This is a genomic window from Simplicispira sp. 125, assembly GCF_003096555.1.
Taxonomy (GTDB): Bacteria; Pseudomonadota; Gammaproteobacteria; order Burkholderiales; family Burkholderiaceae_C; genus Simplicispira.
Genome location: NZ_QEKM01000001.1, coordinates 3394380 through 3416593, shown reverse-complemented (window position 1 = coordinate 3416593; position 22214 = coordinate 3394380). Strand labels below are relative to the sequence as shown.

General features: G+C 58.9%; 22 protein-coding genes. 9 read left to right on the top strand and 13 right to left on the bottom strand.

The genetic code is table 11. The annotated features are described in order from the left end of the window. Positions 1-484 precede the first annotated feature (484 nt). Positions 485-1249: a CBS domain-containing protein gene (locus C8D04_RS15915; protein WP_116005713.1), complete on the top strand. Its 765-nt coding sequence runs from the start codon at positions 485-487 to the stop codon at positions 1247-1249. Between the two features lie 313 nt (positions 1250-1562). Here the strand turns inward: C8D04_RS15915 and C8D04_RS15910 are convergent, their stop codons facing one another. Both C8D04_RS15910 and C8D04_RS15905 read right to left on the bottom strand, forming a co-directional pair. Then, a complete protein-coding gene (locus C8D04_RS15910) occupies positions 1563-2237 on the bottom strand; it encodes a hypothetical protein (RefSeq protein ID WP_116005712.1) in 675 nt (224 codons plus the stop codon). Further along, positions 2237-2713: a hypothetical protein gene (locus tag C8D04_RS15905; protein ID WP_199563020.1), complete on the bottom strand. Its 477-nt coding sequence runs from the start codon at positions 2711-2713 to the stop codon at positions 2237-2239. The genes C8D04_RS15910 and C8D04_RS15905 overlap by 1 nt, the downstream gene beginning before the upstream one ends. Positions 2714-2994: 281 nt before the next feature. On the opposite strand from C8D04_RS15905, the gene C8D04_RS15900 reads away from it, so the two are divergent. Genes C8D04_RS15900 through C8D04_RS15890 form a run of 3 tightly spaced genes read left to right on the top strand, consistent with a single transcriptional unit; the run spans position 2995 to position 6238 of the window. After that, the gene (locus C8D04_RS15900; protein ID WP_116005711.1) at positions 2995-4161 is read left to right on the top strand and encodes a cyclic GMP-AMP synthase DncV-like nucleotidyltransferase; all 1167 of its coding nucleotides are present in this window, start codon (positions 2995-2997) and stop codon (positions 4159-4161) included. Next, on the top strand, positions 4158-5774 hold the full coding sequence (locus tag C8D04_RS15895) for a ThiF family adenylyltransferase (protein WP_116005710.1): 1617 nt from the start codon (positions 4158-4160) through the stop codon (positions 5772-5774). The genes C8D04_RS15900 and C8D04_RS15895 overlap by 4 nt, the downstream gene beginning before the upstream one ends. Continuing rightward, positions 5762-6238 (top strand): Mov34/MPN/PAD-1 family protein, encoded by a 477-nt coding sequence (locus C8D04_RS15890; RefSeq protein WP_116006233.1) that lies wholly within the window; start codon positions 5762-5764, stop codon positions 6236-6238. The genes C8D04_RS15895 and C8D04_RS15890 overlap by 13 nt, the downstream gene beginning before the upstream one ends. 75 nt (positions 6239-6313) lie before the next feature. On the opposite strand, the gene C8D04_RS15885 is transcribed toward C8D04_RS15890, so the two are convergent. Both C8D04_RS15885 and C8D04_RS15880 read right to left on the bottom strand, forming a co-directional pair. Then, a complete protein-coding gene (locus C8D04_RS15885) occupies positions 6314-7723 on the bottom strand; it encodes a nucleotidyltransferase (RefSeq protein WP_116005709.1) in 1410 nt (469 codons plus the stop codon). Between the two features lies 1 nt (position 7724). Continuing rightward, the gene (locus tag C8D04_RS15880) at positions 7725-8723 is read right to left on the bottom strand and encodes a CBASS cGAMP-activated phospholipase (protein ID WP_116005708.1); all 999 of its coding nucleotides are present in this window, start codon (positions 8721-8723) and stop codon (positions 7725-7727) included. A gap of 391 nt (positions 8724-9114) precedes the next feature. Between C8D04_RS15880 and C8D04_RS15875 the strand changes: the two genes are divergently transcribed. From C8D04_RS15875 to C8D04_RS15865, 3 genes are all read left to right on the top strand, one after another. Further along, positions 9115-9645, top strand: coding sequence for a helix-turn-helix domain-containing protein (locus C8D04_RS15875; protein ID WP_133243644.1), 531 nt, complete (start codon positions 9115-9117; stop codon positions 9643-9645). A 142-nt stretch (positions 9646-9787) separates the two neighbouring features. Continuing rightward, positions 9788-10312, top strand: coding sequence for a hypothetical protein (locus tag C8D04_RS15870; RefSeq protein ID WP_116005706.1), 525 nt, complete (start codon positions 9788-9790; stop codon positions 10310-10312). A gap of 40 nt (positions 10313-10352) precedes the next feature. Continuing rightward, complete coding sequence (locus C8D04_RS15865; protein ID WP_133243643.1) at positions 10353-11390, top strand: hypothetical protein; 1038 nt, start codon at positions 10353-10355, stop codon at positions 11388-11390. Positions 11391-11421: 31 nt separating this feature from the next. Here C8D04_RS15865 and C8D04_RS18820 read toward each other — a convergent pair whose 3' ends face one another. After that, positions 11422-11562, bottom strand: coding sequence for a hypothetical protein (locus tag C8D04_RS18820; protein WP_207780330.1), 141 nt, complete (start codon positions 11560-11562; stop codon positions 11422-11424). Between the two features lie 630 nt (positions 11563-12192). Here C8D04_RS18820 and C8D04_RS15860 point away from each other — a divergent pair. Beyond that, positions 12193-12639, top strand: a complete 447-nt coding sequence (locus tag C8D04_RS15860; protein ID WP_069105685.1) for a hypothetical protein — start codon at positions 12193-12195, stop codon at positions 12637-12639. A 132-nt stretch (positions 12640-12771) separates the two neighbouring features. After that, positions 12772-12999 (top strand): antitoxin Xre/MbcA/ParS toxin-binding domain-containing protein, encoded by a 228-nt coding sequence (locus C8D04_RS15855; RefSeq protein WP_082564895.1) that lies wholly within the window; start codon positions 12772-12774, stop codon positions 12997-12999. A gap of 297 nt (positions 13000-13296) precedes the next feature. Here the strand turns inward: C8D04_RS15855 and C8D04_RS15845 are convergent, their stop codons facing one another. The 8 genes from C8D04_RS15845 to C8D04_RS15810 form a co-directional block, all read right to left on the bottom strand. Continuing rightward, a complete protein-coding gene (locus tag C8D04_RS15845; protein ID WP_158550323.1) occupies positions 13297-13977 on the bottom strand; it encodes a TetR/AcrR family transcriptional regulator in 681 nt (226 codons plus the stop codon). A 96-nt stretch (positions 13978-14073) separates the two neighbouring features. Further along, the gene (locus C8D04_RS15840; RefSeq protein ID WP_056743879.1) at positions 14074-15225 is read right to left on the bottom strand and encodes an acyl-CoA dehydrogenase family protein; all 1152 of its coding nucleotides are present in this window, start codon (positions 15223-15225) and stop codon (positions 14074-14076) included. A 43-nt stretch (positions 15226-15268) separates the two neighbouring features. Continuing rightward, a complete protein-coding gene (locus C8D04_RS15835) occupies positions 15269-16057 on the bottom strand; it encodes an ABC transporter ATP-binding protein (protein ID WP_056743881.1) in 789 nt (262 codons plus the stop codon). A 60-nt stretch (positions 16058-16117) separates the two neighbouring features. Then, positions 16118-17368: an ABC transporter substrate-binding protein gene (locus C8D04_RS15830; RefSeq protein ID WP_083235468.1), complete on the bottom strand. Its 1251-nt coding sequence runs from the start codon at positions 17366-17368 to the stop codon at positions 16118-16120. 85 nt (positions 17369-17453) lie between these two features. After that, positions 17454-18506 (bottom strand): branched-chain amino acid ABC transporter permease, encoded by a 1053-nt coding sequence (locus tag C8D04_RS15825; protein ID WP_056743917.1) that lies wholly within the window; start codon positions 18504-18506, stop codon positions 17454-17456. 2 nt (positions 18507-18508) lie between these two features. Beyond that, complete coding sequence (locus C8D04_RS15820) at positions 18509-19393, bottom strand: branched-chain amino acid ABC transporter permease (RefSeq protein WP_056743883.1); 885 nt, start codon at positions 19391-19393, stop codon at positions 18509-18511. Next, positions 19390-21357, bottom strand: a complete 1968-nt coding sequence (locus C8D04_RS15815; RefSeq protein ID WP_056743885.1) for an AMP-binding protein — start codon at positions 21355-21357, stop codon at positions 19390-19392. The genes C8D04_RS15820 and C8D04_RS15815 overlap by 4 nt, the downstream gene beginning before the upstream one ends. Then, positions 21354-22151 (bottom strand): ABC transporter ATP-binding protein, encoded by a 798-nt coding sequence (locus C8D04_RS15810; RefSeq protein ID WP_056642819.1) that lies wholly within the window; start codon positions 22149-22151, stop codon positions 21354-21356. The genes C8D04_RS15815 and C8D04_RS15810 overlap by 4 nt, the downstream gene beginning before the upstream one ends. Between the last annotated feature and the right edge of the window lie 63 nt (positions 22152-22214).

The window sequence follows — 22214 nt, the reverse complement described above, 5'->3', positions numbered from 1 at the left end:
ATGTTGTGGGACTAGACCAATCCGGTTTTGAGGCTGCCAAGTAAGTCGGCTGCTCTGCTGACGGTGGTGAGAGGCCGATTCTGGCCGGGACTGCCAGTTCAGCGCCGCACCGCACAGCCGACATCTAGGACGGCCGCGCCGACAACACGGACGGCTGGCGACCGGCAGCACCCAGGAATCTAGCTAGCAACCAGCGCGCCTGCTCCCGGCAACCGCGCGTGCCCGCTCGTTGTCAGGCGGCGGCAGTAGGGTTCGCGGGGGCTACTGCGGGCGTGCAAGCAGCGTTTGCGGCCAGTGGCCGCGCGCACGCGTGCTCGCCCTGTCCAGCATCAAGCAGTCGTTCCCTACGGCTACAGGGCGATGGCCCGACGGGCCACTCTACGAGGCAATGCAATCGAGAATGGCTCAAAGGTATTACCTATATCTGCGACACTGACTGATCGTCAATAAATCAAGGCCTGCGGCAGGGCCTTCAACCGCGCGGATGAATGTTCCCACGCTTCAATGGCACGAGCGCCTCTACCATCGCGATGCGCTGCGTGCCGGCCGTTACGCTGCGCTGGCAGATGCCGAGGGCTTTGATGCGATCTGTTTTGCGCTCGAGGCACTAGGCCTACGGCTTTTCGGCCGCAAGAAAAACCTGGGCCAGTACGAGCAAGCGCTTGCTGAATTGGCCAATGCGTCAGTCGTACTTTCTCGACTATCAGAGACGCATCCTGGACGTTTCAGCACCTTCTCTGCGCTTATTGCGGTGGTTAAAAAAGCGAGGAACGACGCGATGCATACCGGTGTCTTCGCACGGCATGCGACGGCAGCAGCCATCGAACTCTGTATCGGCCTAGAAGAGGCACTCATGAAAGAACAGCAACTCCCTCGCCAGGCCGTCAAGGACTTCATGGTTAAGTCACCCGTCGTGCTGGAAGTTTGGCAGCCGGTCGCGTACGCACGGCAGCTGATGCTCACGCACTCCTTCTCATTTCTGCCTGTCTTCAAGGATGGGTGGAAGCTGCTTTCTGAGAACGGTCTCGCCAGGTACATGCTGGCCAGCAAGGACTGGGCGGGGGCGCTCGCGCGCACGATTGATGAAGCTGCCCAAGAGCTCGACTTGCTGGAGGCTACCGTTGTTGGCCCCACGGATGAGGTCCAAAAGCTCCTCGCGGATGACCTGAGAAAGGAAACGCGGCTTTGGCTTGTCGAAGAAAAGCAGGGCAGGCTCTGCGGCGTTCTTTCTCCTTTCGAACTGATGTAGCTGTCAAACCTTGTAGGCTCGTGGCTACAAGGACGAGCTGCGAGGCACTCAGCTAATGGTCCTGGAACGCCGGAAGGGCCAGCTTCGCAGCGGTTGCAGTCCGCCGCCGTGCCGACCTCAACGCACGCTCTCTGTAGCGTTGCAGTCATCCGTACGGCGCCGGTTGCTCTTGCTCGTTGACCGCTTATGGTCGAGCAGTCGACGTCAGGCCAAATCGGTCAAACGACTACTGTCCCCGTTGGTAAACTGACGCTACCCGCCCCATCAAAATACTGTCGATGGCGAAAGCCGTCGGATTGGGCTAGACAGCAGCCTAACCCTTGATCTTCAGCGACTCCGCGCAGGCCTTCTCAGCATCGGCGAACGAGTCGATGCCGCTGAAATCCCGCGTCAGGAGGTCCAGCGAAATGTGGCCCCTAGTGGGCGAGTTGGTCCAATAGTAGCCCTCCAGCCGTGTGTCGCTCGACGTGAGCCGGAGGTCCCCATAGCCGACGGTGATCTTGTCTTCGGCATCCTGCAGGCGCCGCATTTCGAATACGTACTGCAGCTGCCCCACTGAGTTCCGCGGTTGAACCACCATCCTCTCCATCGTGGACTCGGCTGGCACGCTGGGCGTGTACGACTGGATCGTCAGGAAAAAGTAGCTCTGCTTGATCACGAACGCGATCGGGATGGGCGGCAGCGGATCAGCGTTATCCGACGCCTTGAACTCGGACTTCAACTCACCCCACCACAGCCCATGGACCATGCGCTTGCCCATGAGCTTGGCGATGCGAGGGTGCTTCCACTCCACCTTTGACAGTACCCAGAGCAGCAACGGCGGCACGGTCAGAGCGGTGGAAGCACTCTGCCAGATGACTTTCAACGGGTGCGCGTGCAGTTCTGGCAGGCGGAACAAGAGGATGGCGCCGCACACCAGCAGCACGACGCCGCCGCAGTACTTGAGCAGCCGCAGGAGGTCGTCATAGGTCAGGCTCAAGGGCAGCATCAGAAGGTCTCGCTCAAGGTCAGCCGGCCGGCCTCATAGATGGAAGCCGCGCGTTCGTGGGTCAGCAGCCCGATGGCCACGACGCCGGCCACCTTCGAGGCAAGCAGTGCCGTCATGTGTCGGGCACCACCGGCTCGCGGCGCGGCATCGGCCGCTCCAGGCAGCGGCGGCGCGATGAACTGGCACAGGTGGGTCAGCGCCCCGGAGCCCGCATGCACGAAATGGAAACCATCATGCCACGGCGATGACCGTCGCGACGTCCGGGCGAGCACCTCGCCGATGGCCTTGAGCCCCACAACCGGCAGTTCAAAACGCTCGTCGCCGACCACATCGAGCTGCAGGTGCGGCAGCGCCGCCAGCGAGTCGTAGAAAACCACACCCAGCCCGGCGAAATCGCCGGCCACCTTGGGGGCCGCGTGCCGCACCAGTTGCTCTGCGCTGAAGGCTTGAGGGGAATTCAACGGCAAGGTCTCCATGGTGCTCAACCGACTGCCTACCGATCATAGGTGTGGGCTATATTAGCCTAGGGCGGGTCAGTCTCTGGGTACTCGTCGCACCCTGTAGGCACAAACCCTATATCGACGTGCGCGACTATTGAAAATCCTGACGTCATTCGTATGTATGTTTGCGTCGACATCCTGAGCACGCCTTGGAGCGGTAGCCGGCTTGCCGGTTGAAGGGTGGAACGGATGGCTCGACGCCTGCAAGCGACGCGACTGGACGCGCGTTGCGCCGTCCACCTCACGCCCGACCATCCATGCTGAACCTGAGCGCCCTTTTTTACACAGAAGTCGAACCTGAACCCTGCCTCTTCGGCAACCTGAACCTGCGCGACGACGACCGCCAGGACATCGCCGCGGCCAAGAACGAGGTCCGGATTGCGCTGCGCGATGGAATCCCCCGCGTCTACGCGGCGGAAGGCCACCCTGGCAAGGTTCCGCAGCCGCGCTTTTTCACCCAGGGCTCCTGGGCCTACAAGACGCTGAACGCGCCGGCGCAGGAGCCCCAGCAAGCGGACGTCGATGATGGCTGTTACCTGCCGCTTGGCTTCCTGACCCTGACCGACAGCCCCAGCGTGGCAGCGAACGTCTTCTTCGGCGTAGCGGAGAAGGCCCTGGCCGACCTGGTGAAGGAAAAAGGCTGGAAGCTCTCCGGCAAGCCCACCTGCATCCGCGTGGAGATCAGCGACCTCGCGCACATCGACATCCCCCTGTACGCGATCCCGGACAAGGAGTTCGAGACCCTCGTCAAGGCCGAGACCATCCGGCGCGCTGCGGTGGATGGCATCCACGTCTTATCCGAGGCCACGATCGAGAGCTGGGACGAACTGCCTTCCACCAAGGTGCTGCTGGCCCACCGCGTGGAGGGCTGGATGCACTCCGACCCCCGGCCCGTGAAGGAATGGTTCGTCGACCAGGTCGAGACCAGGGGCGAGCAGCTGCGCCGCGTCGTGCGCTACCTCAAGGCGTACCGCGACTGGACCTGGAAGTCCGGCGGCCCCAGCTCAATCCTGCTGATGGCCGCGGCGGCGCCGCTGTTCGTTAAGCAGGACCGTCGCGACGACCAGGCGCTGCTCGACGTCGTCAAGCAGCTGCCCACGGCCCTGCGCAGCGGTGTCAGCAACCCGATCAACCCCCAAGAGTCGCTGACCGACCGCCTGCGCGCCTCTGACGACGAGGTAGATATGGTTGAACAGGCGGCGCTGCAGTTTGAGGGTCTGGGCCGCCAGCTTCAGGCGGCGTTGGACGCCGGCAGCGCCGCGCAGGCGTGCACCTGGATGCAGGGGCTATTCGGCCCGCGCTTCCCGGACCGTCCTGACCGCGTCAAGGTGAGCGCCGCTGCTTCGGTCGTGGCGGCCGCCATCGCCGCCTCTCCGGCGATCGCCGGCCCGAACGAATTAGTCGGGCGGACGCGCGCTGGATGAAATTTCAGAAGGTTGCGATCCCGGACCTGACCGCCGCGCTGCAAGAACGCGGCTTTTCGTACTTGAAGCGCGACGGGCGCGGCAGGTTGAGGTACGCCGGCAAACTGTGCCTCAAGGCGAAGAACTACCCGTGCGAGCTGACGATCTCGCCCGCGCTCGATGATTTCCCCCGCGTCTGGCTGACACCGGTTCCGCCGGGGCACCCTGAACTGCAGCCCCACCTCAGTGCGGACGGGTACCTGTGCTACCTGGCGGTGGGCTCGGTCATCTTTGATTCCTTCAACCCAATCCAGCAGACGATGGCCTGCCTCGACCGGGCCGAACAGGTCCTGGAAGACATCCTGGCCGGCAAGATGGTCGCGGACTTGGCTGAGGAATTCCACATCACCTGGGGCCACCGCTGGTGTATGTTGGATGTCGACGAACGTCGGCCCGGAGGGCTGGATGCTTACACCTACGACGGGAAGATCAGCGTCGCCACGGACGACACGCTGCGCACTCACGCTAAGCTTGAAGCTATCGGCTTGGGGCTGCCCAAGACTGAGTTGAAGGCGTTCCGCGTGCATACCAAAGCACGGCCCATGCCGCTGCAGGACCGCTGGCCGCCTAAGACTGTCCAGGAGTTCCTGAAGTGGCAGAACACGTTGGACCCGCGGTGCACTAAGAAGATCGAACGGCGCCTCTTAGAGCTGTTTCGGGCGAAGGCGACGAGCGCACTTGTCTTGATCGACTCGCCCCAAGTTCAGTATGGCGTCGAGGTGGACCTGCAGCGGGATCCCGTCGGCATCGGCAACAAGCCGTCGCTGCGCGAAACTCTCTACCGGCTGCCGATCCGCAGGATTTCCGCGTGCCGCATCGACGACCACTACCTCGCCGAGCGCAACCTGCCGGGCTCTAAGACTCTGGCCGGGCTCAAGATCGGGCTGGTCGGCTGCGGGACCATTGGGGGCTACCTCGCCGAGATGCTGACCAAGGCCGGGGCGGGCACAGTGGGCGGGAGGCTCACACTGGTGGACATGGGGTCGATGGAGCCCGGCAACCTAGGCCGTCATCGGCTCGGTTTCAACGCCCTGATCAAGAATAAGGCCGAGGCGATGGGCGAGGAGCTCCGGCGCGTCGCGCCCGGCATCGACGCGGTGGCCGTGGTGGGGGACGTCAAGAATACGAACCTGGGGCCCCTAGACCTATTGATCGACGCCACTGGGGAACAGGGCCTGACCGACTGGCTCACCTGGCAGTACGCCGACAAGGTGCCGTTCCTAGCAGCCTGGGTGGAAGGGACCGGCGCGGCCGTCCGCGCCCTGCTCAAGGCCAAGCCTGAGCACGCCTGCGCGCGGTGCATCTCTCAGCCGCCCTTGAATGACCAGTACCGCGTGTTCGACGTGCCGCCGGAGGTCATCATGAAGGGGCACGGCTGCGAAGGCCTGTACGTCCCCTTCCCCGCCACCGCGTCCGTCCAGGCGGCCGCGCTGGCCATGGAGATGGTGCAGGCCTGGCTGGACGGCGCCGAGTCGCCCAGCTTCAGGACGAGAGTGCTTGATCTGCAACGCGAGGTCCATTTCAAAGACTGCTCGCCCCAACGGGCCGAAGGATGCCCCGCATGCGCCACGTGAGCGACTGGACGCTGGACGACGGCAGCCTGCTGCTGAACTTTTCCGACGAGGTCTTAGGCATGTTCGAGCGGCACATCCAGGTGGGCGACCTACCGGAGAGCGGCGGCGTCCTGCTTGGCACAGTTCATGAGAAGGGGCTGCTGGTCACGCTGGCCACCAAGCCAACGCGCCTGGACCGTCAGCTTCGCTACCTCTTTGAACGGTTGCCGTTTGGGCACCGAGCCGTGGCCAGGCGTTACTGGCGTTCCAGCGGCGGCATGACCCGCTACATCGGCGAGTGGCACACCCACCCGCAAGACATCCCCGTCCCTTCCCACATCGACCTGAACGAGTGGACGAAGCTGGCCAAGGAGCGGGCCGACAAGCGGCCCCTGCTGGCCGTCATCGTGGGCCGGTACGGCCTGCACGTGGAGATGACCTACGGCGACGGCAAACGGGAATTGCTCCGACACTATGTCGGATGAGTACATAGACTCAATAAAGCACTTGATCTAGCTCTCGTGGTCCCCACGTCAACCACCTCGGGTACGCGATGCGGGTCAGCGTCGGCGCCTCATGCTCAGTCGCGTGTATGAAGGCTGCAGCGCCCTGTGAACGTGGTGAACGTCGCGGATAGTGACCGGAACCCGGCGAACGGCGTAGACCTGACCGTTGACGCGGATGATGCAGTCCATGTGATGAGTGCCTTGGTAGCGCGTGCGCTCTTCGGCCTGCAGCAGACCCATCCCGATCCTGCGATGCCCGAGGTCGCTGATAGCTTCGGCCTCCAACCCCTGGTTGCGCACCGTCCATTCGATGGTGGCGAACGGCGGGAGGATGTGGGCGTTGGCGATTGAGAACACCAGCGTACAGCCCTTGGCGACCCCGGCCACCCGGTTGCGGTGATTGGCCACGAAGCAGCGCTTATCTCCACTCCCCGTGTAGACCGCAATGTCGATGTCGGGCAGCTGCATGAGTGCGCGCGACGTCTGCTCGTCCACCAAGTCGACCTCGTCCACCTCCGGCAGCGGCATCAGGAACGAAAACGCCTCGGTCCAGATCAGAGCCGCCGCCGGTTCTCCCTCGGCCTCGTCTGCGCGCTGGGCGATGTCCAGCAGCGCATCGAGCCGTGGCAGGAGGGCCGCCCAGGCCTCTGCGCTCATCCGATTCAAGTCCTCGTCGGCCTTGGTGGCTGGGTTCTGGACGCGGCGATCCTTGTTCAGCCGGTCATGGATCGTCTTAATGATGGAGATCAGGGCGTCGTCATCATCGACGCCGAAGAGGAGGGCAAGACCGATGTCGCCGTAGGCTTCGGTGGCCAGCACTGTGAGCAGGATCGAGGTCGGCTGCGAATCCGGGATGTCATCGAACGACAACGCAGCCCAGGCCTTCAGGTAGCGGATCAAGCGCCGCAGCTGGTCCCGCTGACCGCCGGTTCGCGCATCTCGGAACCACTTGTAGAAAGCCTTGGGGTCGCTGTCCTCCCACCCCTTGGTCAGGCACGCCAGGCGCCGCTCGTCGGTGTCGGTGTTGAGGTGGTAAACCGGGGTGTCGATGTGGAACTGATGCTCGTACGACGCCCGCGAGCACCGCTCTTTGGGCGGCTCCGCCACGGACCGCATGGTCGGGCAATTGGGCTGGTAGTCGACAAGTACCTGCTGGACCCAGCGACGCAACTGGTCGGCCGTTGGCTCGATCTCGACGCCCTTGCCCCACTCGAAGTAAACGCCCAGGTCGACGTCGTACTCCTCGTCCGAGTGGACGGGCTTGATCAGCGTACCGTACTTGTAGGAGCCCTGCAGCCACGTGGAGATCGGATGGCCGTGCTGGGCCTTGAGCGACACCTTCAGGTGCTCGGCCAGCTCGTTCCATCTGGTCTGCAAGAACTCGCGCTGCTGGGTCGTGGGGCTGACGCGGCTGATCAGGGTCTGTTCGCCGGCGCCATTGAACAGCGAGCTGGCGCGGCCCATCTCAGCCGCCCCGCACCAGAGTCATCTGGGGTTTGTGCGCCAGGAACGGCGCCAGATTCGTGTTGAGGATGTCGCTTGCGGCCTTCTTGCCCAGGGCCATCAGCGTGCGCCGCGCGGCCTCGGTGGCGACGTCTAGGCCAAGATCCTTGGCCTGCTCGTTCGACGGGGGCGCGTCCAGGCGGAAGTACCGATCCTTCAGTTTGTGTTGCATCAGCTGATCCACAAGCTGCTGCTGCGACGAGATCGTGACGGAGAACAGACGGTTATCGTCCATCCAGCCCTGTATGCCCAATTCCCGGCCGGTCTCGAAGGACAGCGAATACATGTTAGTCGTCGTGCCGACGCTGAGAATGCGGACGGCGGTGCTAGGCACGTCGAAGAAGTGCTCAGCCTCGTGAAGGGCCAGAAGATCCGGCGCATTGGCGTACAGGCCGCCGTCGGCGTAGCGCTGGCCATCGACTTCCGCCAGTTCGAAGAACGTCGGCGCTGCCGAGGTGGCCAGGGCCACGTCCACAACCTTGTATTTCCAGTCGCGCGTCCATTCCGCCTTGTGCCGGGTCTTGAAGACCTGTGGCTTGCCGCTGGTGACATTAACCGCGGGAATGCCGACGGCGTGTATGGCGTCGTTGAGCGTGGCGTCCTCAGGAATGAGGCTCGTGATCACCTCGCGCAGCGCCTGTGACTTGTATCGTGGCCGATCCCAGTGTTGATAGATATCCAGAGCCTTGGCGAACTTGCCCTTAGGTTTCTCGCGCGAAGGAAAGATCTTCTCCCCCGACTGTTCGAAGGCCTGTACAACCTTCAGCATGGGGACTTCGAACGCCACGGCCAGCGCGATGATGCCGCCGATCGAGGTGCCATACGAGAGGTCAAACCGACGGCCGATGGGTTCGCCGATGTGATCTTCCATCTCCTGCAGTGCCCGCGCCGTGAAAAGGCCTCTGTAGCCTCCTCCGGTCAGTGCCAGCGCCTGAAAAGGCCACTCTTCGGTCCACGCCATACGCCCCCCCGCATCTAGGTTTTGAAGGGTGAGGATACCAATCAACGGGTGTGCGCGCGATCACTTCAAGCATCTTTCGTCGCACTCGTCCGGATTTCTGTCGCTGCTGACTGATCGACGGGTCTGGGCGGCACTTCGGCCGCAAATGCCGCGCGCCATCGAACGTCCGGTTGCGGCGGTAGTGGTCAGTAGGGCCGCCACCAGCGAATGACTCGGATCAGCCTAAAGTAGGCACGATGCGTGGGCTGCCCGGGCCGACTGCAGATCGATGTTGCGGCTACTAGCCCAAATCGGCCGCACTTGGCATCTCGCCCGCACTCCCTGGCTCTGGTGCCCTTTTTTGGTGCCGCGTACCATGGGCGCCCGTCGCCCCTGCCCTATTGAGGACAACATGCCCCGCCCAGTGAACCACTCTGCTGGCGCTGAACAGCGCGCCCACCGGATCTTGCAAGAGACTTCGGACATCGAAGAGCTGCGAGCGGCGCAGGCCTATCTCCTGCCGCTCGCGGGCCTCACGCTGGACCAGGTCGCCCTGATGCTCGGCCGCGATCGGTATTGGATCTCCCGCACGCGCAACCGGTTTATTCGTGGGCAAAAGTCGCTCACGCACGGAGGTCGGCGGCAATCGCTCGTCCCTGAGGACCAGGAACTGGCGATGGTCAAACGAGCGTTCATTTCTCCTGATCGCTGGGGATGGCGTCAAGGCGCAACGACGCTGCGCACCAACTTGCGCTTTTGGCTCGAAAAGGCGACCGATGCGGATGTAGCCGAATCGACGATCACGGCCATGCTCAATCGCGTCGCGCCAAAGATCCTCGTTGGAGCCACTGCAGCCGACCTACAGCGCCACTGCTACTCGCTTCGAAATCTCTTTGATTTCGAGCAAAAAGCTTGCGAAGAAAAAGGAATTTCTTGGCCCTAATTATTGCGTCTTGACCGAGCGGCGTGGCCTAAATTTGACCTTCACAGTATGTTTTGTGCCTAGCAACTGACGGTCGTAATCGGCCTGCAGGTTTCGCCAGAACTCGACACTACTCTGAAATCTACTGCTCAAGGAACGCACCATGCCTAGCCAAATGCCCGCCCAACTCAAGACTTATGTCGCGTGGAAGTTCAATAGTGTTTTGCCTGGTGCATTTACCAGAGACCGGCAGGAATTTAAGGGCATCGAGTATCCAATCATCGCCCCGCTGCCGACTCACAAACGCAAAACGCCAGCGCTTGAGTCCTCACGTTTGAGTGGCCCATACATCTACTTCGTGACCGACGATCAGGCCCAAGTGCGCTACGTGGGCAAGTCTGAGGAAAAACTGGTGCTGCATCGCTGGGTGCGCCCTGGCTATGGTGGGCCTACTACGCACTATTGGACACACGCCATCAAGAGCGGTGGTTGCATCGTCAATATTGCCAATGGGCTTAAAGGTGGGCATTCCCGCGAATACACGCTGCGCTATGTGCCTGTCAGGGAGATCCCTGCCGAGGTGTTCGACGAGCTTGGGTTGACCCACATGACCTACCCAACTTCTTCTCTTGAGGACATTGAAATGGCCCTCGCCAGACTGGTTCGAGCAGACTGGAACAAGCGATAGGACAGCACAAACCAACACTTCATCTCACAGAGAAATGCTCATGAGCCCATCAGACAAAGAAACCTTGCACAACCCCCTTCGGTACTGGAACGATCGCCCCGACTACCTTGCCACGCTGGATCAGCGGGATGCAGAAATGGATCGGGAAGACTCCCTCTCCGACCGCTACGCGTTCCAGCTCGGCCAGGACTTGGCCAGCCACGGCTTGAGCATTGACCCTGACACCACTTGCACCGAGATGGTCCGGGGGTTCGAGCACGGCAAGCGCCAGCCATCAAGAACTGCAGACGTGTATCTCCGCAAGCTCCTGACGCTGCGCAAGAACGCCTACCACCGAGAGATTGCCGTCAGCTCGGCGTTGACCAAGGAATACCTCAAGAGCATCACGGTGACGGTGTGCCCCGTCTCTGGGGTCAATTTGACGCAGGGCACGATGACCGACACCGATTGGTCCGTCGACCGCCTGAACAACCAGCTCGGCTACGTCCCCGGCAACCTGTGCATCATGTCGGCGCGCGTCAACCGCCTCAAAGATGCGTCCGATGTGGTCTCGATCGCAAGGCAGGGAATGTTCAACTGGCTGCTCCTGGGTGGCGATGATGGCCTGTACCAGGATGTGGGATCCGGACTGCTGGCCATCGAGGCGATGCGGCTTGCCTCGCTGATGCAGGGGCCTAGCCACATGAGGTCAGGTGGCTTTGTGCGTTTTCCCCCTTATGCAATGGCACCCTCCGCATGGGCAACATTTGACGGGGCCATCGCCGGTATCCACATGGAGTGCGCCAGCGCCTGCGTGGACGAAGGCTACCCTTACCGCCGCCGACGCGATCTTTTCAAACACTTGGGCAAAGAGCACTGGAGCAAAAGCAATCGACTGGTCTCCCTGCTGCGCAAGATGTTGGCCAATGGCAAACACCCCGCAGATGTCTGGTTTGATGACGCTCCGCTGGACATGCTGCTTGAGTTGAATGAAGAGTTTCTAAGCAACCCGCCACCTGTTGACGGCGCAGTGGATTTGGAAGCTGTCAGGCAAAGAGTTCAGGCAGGGATAGATCCGCTGGCGCAGTTTGCAAGATGAGCATTCGCGCGCTTCGCTGCGCTGCGCTGCGTCAGGACGCTATGACGGGAGTGAGCGCAGAAGAAATCACCCGAAAAGTACAAGCTGCTGTTGCGAATGTTTCACCAGTCAGCTCTCCAGCTGATTGTTCAACCCTTACTCGAACGATATCGCCTTGTGTAATCTCAGTCATGGACTTCCCCTTATCCGTCAGCAGATTGATGGTCAGATATGAATCTTGGTGCTTCGACACCGTTTGTGGAAGGTGGGAAGTCTGTTCGTATTCCTTCAAAGGCATATCTGAACGGCCGGTTTGGATGAGGCATTTCGGCAAGTTGGCTGACCGCTGGAGGTCTACATCGGGTACACAGAGTCGCTCGATTGAACGGCACGTATGTGGCAGGCGGATCGCAAAACTCTAGTAACGCTTTCAGCCTGAAACGGTCAACTGACTAATTGCGACGAAATATCACTTTTCCGAGAAGCAAATTTCAGTGCAGGCGCGTTCAGGAGTAGTTGGCTCCTTGCCAACTGGGACTTTCCTTCAAACGAAAAGCCCCCCAGCGACCGAACTCCATGCAAAATTTACAGAGTTAATTTTTACATTACAGAGTTTATTTTTACGATCAATGCTGATCATAAAAATATACCCTGTAAAAATTCCTCTCCTGAGGCATGACTTTTCCTATCCTGTAAAAACATATGCCTCAGTCAAATTGGGTCGAGAGCAAAAATATAAGCTGTAAAACTGCCATAGCAGCCCACATGTTGACATTCCTCCCTGGCCAACGCGCTCATCAAGATTGGCATCAAGCCGCATTCCATGGGGCAATTTCAAGCGGGCAGCACTATGGTTGCTCCTTCGATACTGATGGCGATCGGCTTGATTCGCATGCTCATGCCCCGCATCATCAAACCCATCCTGCTCGGCCTGCTTATCGGTACCGCCCTGATGATTGCCACTTACGGCTCAGCAGCCATGGGCTCTGCCTCGGCAATCAATCTGCTGATGAAGATGACACTCCCATCATTCAATGTTGCAGTGATACTTGCGCAGCCTGTGGCACCAGATGACTTGGAGCGAGGAGCACAGCAACTCGACTTCTTGCTCATGGTGGCATGGCTGCAGATCAGCCTGATCTCAGCCGCGATAGTTGCAGCAGCACGCGCGGTGCTCGCACGTTCAAAATACCCCCCACACTCTTGCACCCCAGCCGAAGACCAAGGCAGTTTTCATATGTCCGCCCAAAGCAAGCGAGCAATTCGCTGAATCGCCCACTGCAGTTCATCGCCTCCATGTTCGTCATGCAGGCGGTGGTAGGGCGGGGAACTCCCTTCAATTCAAGATACCTTGCCCGGACGTGTGCATTGCATTCATCTGGCGTGCAGATCAGAATGGGCCATGGCCCTCGAAGACGATATCGCTACCCTCTCCGCACTTGTTCAGCGTATGGTTGATGAATCAGGAACACCAGTAGGTTTTGACGCGCGGGCTTGGCTTGACCAATGGCTGTTGGAATTGGCACCGACATTTGGTCATCGTCGTCCACTGGATGTTCTCAGCGGACCCGGCGGGCTGGATTTGGTGCGTAGCCACCTCCTGCGCGCGCAATCCGGGGCCTATTCCTGAGCGCAATTGTGGTGCTCTCCATTCATTGAATGCGTCACTGCCCACTAATTCATTGGGCCATCGCACACGCCTTGAAAGCCGCCTTGGATTCCCGTGTGGGCCGACCAGCTTCTCAGCATCCCATCGTCGAAGCAGAAAGACTCGCATTGGCTACCTCGAAGAACTCGACCACCTTGCCATCCTGATCAAGCCTGAAGACCTGATTCCAGCACCGGTTTCCGCCATGCACGACGATGTCCGCCAGAATTGCCTCACTGCGAAGAACACAACCGGAAGCCCAAGCCTGTTGCGCCAGATTCACGCTTGACTGGGACGAATACCATGCGCAAGAAAACCGATAAAAATATCGGCCACTTCGTCGCTTCCAAGGCTGCCATCGATATGCATCCATTGGGTAATCGAGCTAACAGCGCCCATGAACCAGAACACCGCCAATTTCACGTTGCACGGGGCAATGGAACCATCCTGAACACCCCCCTCGAGCACTTTGCGCAGCTCTTGATCAAACTTTCGCCGACGCAAAGTGATTTTTTTCTGATCCGCCACAGTCATACCGGAGAAATCCTGGAGGATCGCCGGTGCGCCCATTTCATCCGTTAGCAACGAGATGTAGTTCTTAATGAAGGCCGAGATCCGACCGAAACCAGTATTTTCCGAAGCGATCGCGTCTTGCAAGACGCGATCTCCCAAATGCATGGCGAGCTCGTGGCATTCGTAGACAAGTTCCTGCTTGTTCTTGAAGTAGTAGTAGAGGGCAGGCTTGGTGACGTTGAGCGTTTTTGCAATCTCGTCCAAGGACACATTCTTGTACCCATGGCGGCCAAATGCGCGCGAAGCTTCCGCAATGACAGCTTGCTTTTTGAGCTGGTACTGCTCATCCGCGCCGCTGACCGCATTGTTCCATTTTGCGCCCTTGCCCGATCTTTTGGCAGCATTGCGTGTCAGTGACTTGGGCTTTGCCTCAATTGGCGTACTCATTGGTGTTGTTTTCCTTGAGGGCATTCGTATCGCTAACTGAGGCAAAGTGTATCGAACTGCTTTCGCCGATAGGCCTGCGGAGAAAGGCCGTGCTCATCAGCCAGCCAAGATACTGCGCGCAATGATCAACTTTTGAATGTGACTAGTGCCTTCGTAGATCTTTGTAACGCGCACATCGCGATAATAGCGCTCGACCGGGAAGTCGTTGACATACCCGTAGCCACCATGCACTTGCAGCGCCGCAGAGCAAACCTTTTCAGCCATTTCGCTGGCATAGAGTTTAGCAACGGAGGCCTCCTTACTGGTTGGCAGGCCCGCATCCGTAAGACGAGCTGCATACAGCATGTACTGGTGCGCCACCTCAACCTGCATGGCCATTTCCGCCAAATCAAAGCTAATGGCCTGCAGTTCGGTGAGTGGCTTGCCATAGGCCTCGCGCTCTTTGGCGTAGCGGATGGCTGCCTCCAGCGCTGCACGGGCAATGCCGATGGCCAGGGCGGCGATTGCGATGCGCCCATCGGACAACAGCGATAGTGCTTTGCCATACCCGCGCCCTTCCTCACCGATCATGTTCTGAACTGGAACACGCATGTTGTCCAGCTGAATCTGAGCCGTGTGGGCCGTGTGCTGGCCCAGCTTCCTTTCGATACGCAAGCATTGGTAGCCTGGATCTTCGGGGTCCGCGATGAACAGGCTGAAGCGGTGACGGGCACCTGGTTCCGCAGTTGCTGCCACGACGAGCGCAAAGCCCGCTTCACTGCCATTGGAAATCCATTGTTTGCTGCCATTGATCACATAAACGTCGCCGTCCCGCTTAGCCGTGGTCCGGATGGCTGCGGTATCCGAGCCTGCATGGGGCTCTGACAATAAAAAGGCACCAATGCGCTTGCCACTGGCCAGATCCGGCAGATGGCGGGCCATCTGTTGTTCGGTTCCAAAACTACGTAACACGTGCGCAGCTGAGTTGTGGACGTGCATCATGGTGGCGAAGCCACCATCGGCCGCTGCGAATTCTTCAATAGCCAGGCAATACTCCACGAATGAAAGCCCGGAACCGCCGTATGCTGGCGGGGCGAGCATGCCCATGAAGCCTACGTCGGCAACTGCCTTGATTTCGTCGTGTGGCCAAGCCCCCGTGCGATCACGTTCGGCGGCCGTGCTACCCACCACTTCAGTCGCGACACGCCGGGCAGACTCCCGAATAATGACTTCTTGTTCGCTCAGCAATGCATTGGAAACGATGCTCATAAACCCATCCTTGAAAACTTGGAAAACGACTGACCCAATGCGGTCAACCCAGCCAGCGCTTGCGGCGGCGGTAATGTTTCATGTCGCGGAAACTCTTGCGCTCCCCATCGACCGTCAGGCCGAGGTAGAACTCTCGAACGTCCTCGTTGGTCTTTAAGCTGTTGGAGGGGCCCTCTAACACGATCCGTCCGCTCTCCATCACATAGCCGTAGTCGGCTAAATCCAGAGCGACGCGGGTGTTTTGCTCCACGATCAGCAGAGTCAGACCGCTGGTCTTGAGGTCACTCAGCAAACCATAGACCTCATCGACCATCAGCGGAGCCAAGCCGAGCGAAGGCTCGTCGATCATCACCAACTTAGGCTTGGCCATCAGGGCCCGTCCAATTACCAGCAATTGCTGCTCGCCGCCCGACAGGTAACCTGCTGTGCGAGTACGCAAGGCTTTCAGACGCTTGATGCGGCTATACACCTCATCAAGCATTTCCTTGGCATCGCCAGCGCTGCCCATATGACCGCCCACCACCAGGTTCTGCTCCACTGTCATGTGGCGGAGAACCTTGCGCCCTTCCATGACATGTACCAACCCCTTGCGAACGACATCGACGGGGTTGGCACCGGTGATGTCCGCACCATCAAATTGAATACTCCCCGCCGTCACACGACCATCCTCTGTCCTGACCAGGTTGGAGATGGCCTTGAGCGTGGTGCTCTTGCCAGCGCCATTGGCGCCCAGCAAGGTCACGCACTGTCCAGCGGGGACTTTGGCGGTAATGCCTTTGACAGCAAGAATGACGTCGCTGTAGAGGACTTCAACGTTGTTCAGTTCAAGCACGGGTAGCTCCAGATGATGTGGCCTGGGTCTCGGTGGCCCGAGACCCAGGCCGATTTGCAATTACCACTTGTTCAACACAGGAACCGGAACGTTCTGCTCGAGAAGTTTGTACTTTCCCTTTTCGACGGTGCCGATGTTGACGGCTGTGCCCGAGGTCGGGAACGGCGCATCATTGTTGAACTTGATATTGGGCAACAAGCCAAAACTGCGCTCGGTAGGCATGGGGGTGGACAGCAGTGCAGCGCGAACCTCTTCGCCCGTCACACCGCCAGCACCTTTGACCTTGACAACATTTTCAACGGCACGAACCGTCAACATCGCTTGGCTCATGCCCATAATGCAGGCAGAGTTATAGGCGGCTTGCAACTTGTATTGGCTGCGCAGTTTCTCGAAGAAGTCCCGTGCCGGTGTTGCGCCTTCGGCGGCCATGGCCATGCCATAGACCTCATAGTTTCCATCCATTTGGCTCAGGTCACCCAGCGCTTTCCCCGACGAAAGCAACCCGTTATGAGCGCTAACCACTATCGGAATATTGGTTTTTCCAAGGCTTTGCAGGGCGCGCCGTGTCGCCACTACCGATGCTGTATTGTTGAACACCTGCAGTACCGTGGCCCCCTTGCGGACCAGGCGGCTGACCTGCTGGGTAAGGTCGGTCGGCTGTGCTTCGGTATAAATCGTTTCAACGACTTCAATGATCTTCGGATTGTCCTTAGCGAACTTCTCGACACCTTTGTGGATGTCCACGTAGGCCGGCGATACTTCCGATGAAATCACCCCCACCTTGAGAGGAGCAGACGAACCCGACTTCTTCTGCATCCACACATAAAACGCAGCCGCTTCGTGCGGGTAAGTGGCACGGGCATTGAACACCCAGTTATCACCCTTCCAAGCAAATCCATATCCTGCTGTCGACTGGACAAGAGGCACCTTGTCACTAGGCAAGCGCTGCTGCAGCGCATTGGTATCTGCACCGCCCACACCCAGAACAGCCACCGGGTTGAGCTCGGACTTGATGCCTGGCCAGAGGCTGGCCACTTGGGCGACGTCATAGCGGGTGTCGAAATCCTTGATTCGCAATGCGACGCCCTGCGCTTTACCGACCTCTTCGCTCCACCAGTCGAGCACCGCACGGCGGCATCCCGTCATATCTTTCATGATGTCTGCGAAAGGTCCGGTGAAGTCAGCCAGGCCAGCCACGTTGTAAGTAGTCTGAGCTTGTGCCATGCCGCCAAGGCACAAGGCTGACGCCAGTAAAGCGCCGCGTTGCCCCAGTTTGACCATTGCCGACAACTTTGCTCGATTCGTTTTCATAAAAAAAGTCTCCTTTTGTAGTAGCGCTTTGCATTGGAGCAGCCCTTCCCAGCGCCTAAGGTGGCTGCAGAAAACAGGATTGCGGTCAATATGGGTAAGGCCACATGCGATAAGACCGCTTGACGATGTTCCACCGGTGCATCAGACCGCGTGGCTCAAAGATCAGAAAGGCCGCGATGACTCCACCCAGGAAAATATTCATCACTGCGAAAACAACATCTCCGCTCAGGAAGGAAAAGTTCTCGACCAGTGAAGGGCCCACGATGGTGATCGTCTCCTGGGCAGTACGGATAACAAACACGCCGATCAGCGCGCCCGTCACCGACCCCATGCCACCCACAATGATCATCGCGATGAACCATATCGAGTGGATCAGGGTGAACTGGTCAATCGCCACGAACCTGACGTAGTAAGCCCAGAGCCCTCCACCGATGCCCGCGTAAAACGCACCCAGCAAGAAGGCAAGTACCTTGGTGCGCACGACATTGATGCCCATCATTCCTGAGGCCACGTCGTCATCGCGCACTGCCGCAAAAATTCGACCATGGCGGCTGCGTGCGACGCCGTAGGCGCCCGCAATCATGATGAAGGCCACTACCAGACACAGGTAGTAAATGCGGGTATCGGTGTTGAAAACGAAACCAAGGAGCTGTGCTGGTTCCAGAGTGATGCCGTTAGATCCCCCCAGCCACTTGGCAGGCAGGTTGAGCACAAAGAAGTGGAACAAAATCTGCGCAGCAATCGTGGTCAAGGCAAGGTAAAAACCCTTTATGCGCATTGCGGTTAATCCAAACACCAGCCCAAAAAGCGCCGCGCACAGCCCGCCGATGGGCAAAGCCAGCCAGAAAGGCAGGTGGCCTTTCGTCGCTAGGAGCGCTGTTGCATACGCACCAACCCCCATGAACGCAGCTTGACCCAAATTGATCTGACCCGCTAGACCAGTATTGATCTGCAGCCCCATGACCACCACTGCAGTAATCAGCATAGAGGTCATGATCGCCACCCAGCGGACCTCGCTGATCAGGGGCAGCGCAAACAACGCTATAACAAACAGGCCCAATGCCACCGCCTGGCTGCGCGTGCGAATTAGTGCTTGGTCTTTGGCGAAAGAAGTCGCGAATACACCTGCGGGATCCATGCTCATACCCTCTCAATGGTTTTCCACCCGAACATGCCGGTGGGACGAATTAACAACACCACCAGCATGATGATGAAAGGAAAGACGGAGCCCAGCGCTCCCCCCACCAGGGGATCGAGATAGGCCGAAGCCAAACCCTGAATCACACCCACCAAAACACCGGCGATCAGCAAACCTGCGAGGGACTCCAACCCAGCCAGCAAGGCCACCGGCAAGGCAGCCAGGCCGATGTCGGAGCTCATCATGTTGATGGAGCGGCCACTCAAATGCACTATCGCCCCCAGTGTGGAAAGCACGGATCCCAGCACCCACGCAAAGGCAATGGAACGCTGCACCGAGATGCCCATGGACATGGCCACCTGGTGGTCTTCCGCCACGGCCGTCATGGTCAAGCCAGCCCTTGTCCGGTTGAAAAACCAGGAGAGGCCAACGCCGATGAAGATGGTCATAATTCCACCGTAGAGCATCGAACGGGAGACGATGAGATCGCCAACGATGATCGGATCCAGAGGAAAGATGATCGGAAAAGCACGCACCTGTGGACCAAAAAGCACCAACACAACGCCTCGGATCAGAATCAAGAGACCGATCGTCACCATGACCATCGAGAAGACGGATTCCCCAACCAGACGGGCAAAAAATATCCGCTCAATCATGAAACCAAAAATTGCAGCACTAACGAATGCCACGGGCAATCCGACCCACAGCGGTAGACCCATCTGAATAATCGTCCACCACACCATGTAGCCGCCAAAGACCACCAACTCACCTTGTGCAAAGTTGAACACCTTTGACGCGCGATAGATCACGACGAAACCCATGGCGATCAACGCATACAGAAGCCCTGACAGCGCACCGTTTATCAGGTAGTTAATAAAATCGATCATTTCCGTCCTCTGCTTCGGGCTGCGCCCAGGTGGTCTGACCCTGCGGCGTCCGTGTCATGGATGGACACCAGAGCCTCGAAATTGCCGCGCCGACCGTCCTGGTAGGTCACAGGAATATCGATACGCACGGCGTGCAAGCCGTCATATAAACCGTTGATCAGCGTGGCGTATCGCACCTCCAGGAATTCGCGCCGCAGCTTTCTCGAACGTGTTAGTTCGCCCTCGTCCGGATCAAGCTCTTTTGGAAAATTGGCGAATCGCTTGACCCGCGCATGCGCCGGCAAAAACTGATTCACACGGGTAATTTCCTGACTGATCAACTCTGCGACCTCTGGCCGCTGTGACAAATCGGTAAAGGTTGAAAATCCGATCCGCTTGTCTTCTGCCCACCGCGACAGAACAGCCATGTCGATATTGATGAGAGCGGCCACGAAGTCCCTCGTCTCGTCTCCCACCGTCATGATGTCCTTGATGAAGGGACTGAACCGAAGGCGGGTCTCGACGAACTGCGGCGGGAAGGTTTCTCCGCTGCGCAAACGCTTGAGGTCCGACAACCGCTCCAGGAACACGAGCTCGCCTAGCTCAGTTTTCGTTACGGCATCGCCCGTGTAGAACCAGCCATCTTTCACCTTCGACTCTACGGAACCCTCTCTGCGGTAGTAGCCCAGAAACGGGCTTCCGCCACGAATCTGCAGCTCTCCGTCCGCACTCAAGCGCCATTCCAATGGTGGGCCCGCCTCTGGATGCGCCTTCATCCAGTGCCCTACGGTCTCCAGATCAAATCGGTCACCCTGGTGGCATGTCAGCAACCCGGTTTCGGTGGAGCCATAGATGTTGCGCAGAGGTATACCCATGGCATGGAACATGCGAAACACATCCGGTGCCATGGTGGCACCACCGCAGCTGGCACAGCGCAGCCGGGTCAGGCCGAGCAGATCTCGCAACGGGCGCAGAACCAGTGCATTGGCGATAGGAAACAGCAACCGGTCCAGCAGGCCAACGGGTTTTCCATCCAAGCGCCCCACATTAACGGTGTGACCGATCTTCATGCCCCACTCGTAGACACCTCGTCGAATGGGTCCTGCGTCGAGCATGTGCGCCTGCACAGAGGACGCCATGCTTTCCCACTGGCGCGGAGCAAATGTCATACCTTCCACCGCCAATTCCCGAATGTTGGACAACACCTGCTCCGGGCCCTCGGGGAAGTTCACTACCATGGGCAATCCCAATCCCATGGTGATGCCATATATTTGTTCAGTGGCCCAGGATGGCGCGATGTAACTCAGGTATTCCATACCCGGCTTCACATCCATGGAATCGATCAAGCGCTGGGCGTTGTCGATCAAAAAGCGATGCGTGAGGATGACGCCCTTGGGCTGCCCCGTCGTGCCGGAAGTGTAAGAAAGAACCGCTATGTCATCGGGGGCTCCCGCATCCACTAGCGCGTCGTACATCTTTCCGTTACGTTGATGGATTTCACGCCCTTGCCGCTGCATGCCATCGAAGGTTTGCAGGATGGGGTCGTTATACGACCACATACCCGTTTCATCCCAATACACAATGTGGCGCATCTTCAACGTCTTGTTCCGGACATCCAGGCCCTTGTCAACCTGCTCTTGGTCCTGCGCGAACAAGATGACTGCTTCGCTGTCGTCCAAAAGATAGGCCACCTCCTCCGAAGTGAGGTCCGGGTACATGGATACAACTTTGCATCCCAGTGCATGCGCGGCATACTCGGCCCAGTAATGCTGCGGCTCATTCTCACCAATGATGGCAATGGTCTCACCCGCTTTGACGCCTGCTTGGTGCATGCCCAGCGCAATCTCTCGAACGTTGCGCTGCACATCCGCAAAGCTGTACTCCCGCCAAATGCCGCGCTGCTTATGGCGCTGGGAAAGACGGTTGGGGTTAGCATGCGCATGCTTGCGCAGCAACTGGGGAAGGGTCGCGATTTCGAGTTTCATTGGACGCCCTCCCCAAGATAGGCTTTAAGCACTGCGGGATTAGCCTGGATCTCCTTGGGCGTTCCATCGGCGATCTTGCGTCCAAAGTCCAGCACAGCGATGCGGTCAGCCAGGTCCATCACCACACCCATGTCGTGCTCCACCAAAACAATAGGAATGCGCTTTGCCTCGCGCACATCCAGAATGAAACGTGCCAAGTCTTCTTTCTCTTCAGTATTCATACCGGCCATAGGCTCATCCATCAACAGAATCTTCGGGTCTTGGGCCAGTGCGCGCCCCAAGTCCACGCGCTTGCGAAGCCCATAACCGAGGCTGCCCACCGGCGCATGCCGGATGGATTCAATTTCAAGAAATTCAATGATTTCTTCCACCACCTCCCGATGCAAAACTTCTTCCCGTTTTGCCGGGCCGAAATGGAAAAATGACTGCACGAGATTGGCCCGCATGTGCATGTGGCGCCCCACCATCAGGTTCTCGATAACGGTCATGCCCGAAAAAATGTGCGTACCTTGAAAGGTGCGCGCTAGGCCCTGTGCCGCCACGTCGTGAACCGCCATGTCGCGCACGTTGTGCCCGGCCAGGGATATCTCGCCTTTCTTGGGGCGGTAGAACCCGCTCAGGCAGTTCATCAGAGAAGACTTTCCCGCTCCGTTCGGCCCGATGATTGCCAGCAGCTCGTCCTTGCGCACATCAATCGAAACATCATTCAGCGCCACAACTCCACCGAACTGCAGCAGCAGATTCTGGGCTGTCAGCACCACGCCTTCCCGCTGGCTTTGAATGGCTGCATTCATTGGCACCTCCACTCTGAATTCTTGGCTTTGTCCATCGAATTTCCTTCATAAGACCTTTGCAGG

Coding starts and splice junctions, on each gene's coding strand:
- C8D04_RS15890 (WP_116006233.1), top strand. CDS start 5,762: ATGCGCCACGTGAGCGACTGGACGCTGGACGACGGCAGCCTGCTGCTG.
- C8D04_RS15810 (WP_056642819.1), bottom strand. CDS start 22,151: ATGAATGCAGCCATTCAAAGCCAGCGGGAAGGCGTGGTGCTGACAGCC.
- C8D04_RS15815 (WP_056743885.1), bottom strand. CDS start 21,357: ATGAAACTCGAAATCGCGACCCTTCCCCAGTTGCTGCGCAAGCATGCG.
- C8D04_RS15905 (WP_199563020.1), bottom strand. CDS start 2,713: ATGGAGACCTTGCCGTTGAATTCCCCTCAAGCCTTCAGCGCAGAGCAA.
- C8D04_RS15855 (WP_082564895.1), top strand. CDS start 12,772: ATGGCCCTCGAAGACGATATCGCTACCCTCTCCGCACTTGTTCAGCGT.
- C8D04_RS15825 (WP_056743917.1), bottom strand. CDS start 18,506: ATGGATCCCGCAGGTGTATTCGCGACTTCTTTCGCCAAAGACCAAGCA.
- C8D04_RS15870 (WP_116005706.1), top strand. CDS start 9,788: ATGCCTAGCCAAATGCCCGCCCAACTCAAGACTTATGTCGCGTGGAAG.
- C8D04_RS15915 (WP_116005713.1), top strand. CDS start 485: ATGAATGTTCCCACGCTTCAATGGCACGAGCGCCTCTACCATCGCGAT.
- C8D04_RS15830 (WP_083235468.1), bottom strand. CDS start 17,368: ATGAAAACGAATCGAGCAAAGTTGTCGGCAATGGTCAAACTGGGGCAA.
- C8D04_RS15860 (WP_069105685.1), top strand. CDS start 12,193: ATGGGGCAATTTCAAGCGGGCAGCACTATGGTTGCTCCTTCGATACTG.
- C8D04_RS15820 (WP_056743883.1), bottom strand. CDS start 19,393: ATGATCGATTTTATTAACTACCTGATAAACGGTGCGCTGTCAGGGCTT.
- C8D04_RS15900 (WP_116005711.1), top strand. CDS start 2,995: ATGCTGAACCTGAGCGCCCTTTTTTACACAGAAGTCGAACCTGAACCC.
- C8D04_RS15845 (WP_158550323.1), bottom strand. CDS start 13,977: ATGAGTACGCCAATTGAGGCAAAGCCCAAGTCACTGACACGCAATGCT.
- C8D04_RS15895 (WP_116005710.1), top strand. CDS start 4,158: ATGAAATTTCAGAAGGTTGCGATCCCGGACCTGACCGCCGCGCTGCAA.
- C8D04_RS15910 (WP_116005712.1), bottom strand. CDS start 2,237: ATGCTGCCCTTGAGCCTGACCTATGACGACCTCCTGCGGCTGCTCAAG.
- C8D04_RS15880 (WP_116005708.1), bottom strand. CDS start 8,723: ATGGCGTGGACCGAAGAGTGGCCTTTTCAGGCGCTGGCACTGACCGGA.
- C8D04_RS15865 (WP_133243643.1), top strand. CDS start 10,353: ATGAGCCCATCAGACAAAGAAACCTTGCACAACCCCCTTCGGTACTGG.
- C8D04_RS15875 (WP_133243644.1), top strand. CDS start 9,115: ATGCCCCGCCCAGTGAACCACTCTGCTGGCGCTGAACAGCGCGCCCAC.
- C8D04_RS18820 (WP_207780330.1), bottom strand. CDS start 11,562: ATGACTGAGATTACACAAGGCGATATCGTTCGAGTAAGGGTTGAACAA.
- C8D04_RS15885 (WP_116005709.1), bottom strand. CDS start 7,723: ATGGGCCGCGCCAGCTCGCTGTTCAATGGCGCCGGCGAACAGACCCTG.
- C8D04_RS15840 (WP_056743879.1), bottom strand. CDS start 15,225: ATGAGCATCGTTTCCAATGCATTGCTGAGCGAACAAGAAGTCATTATT.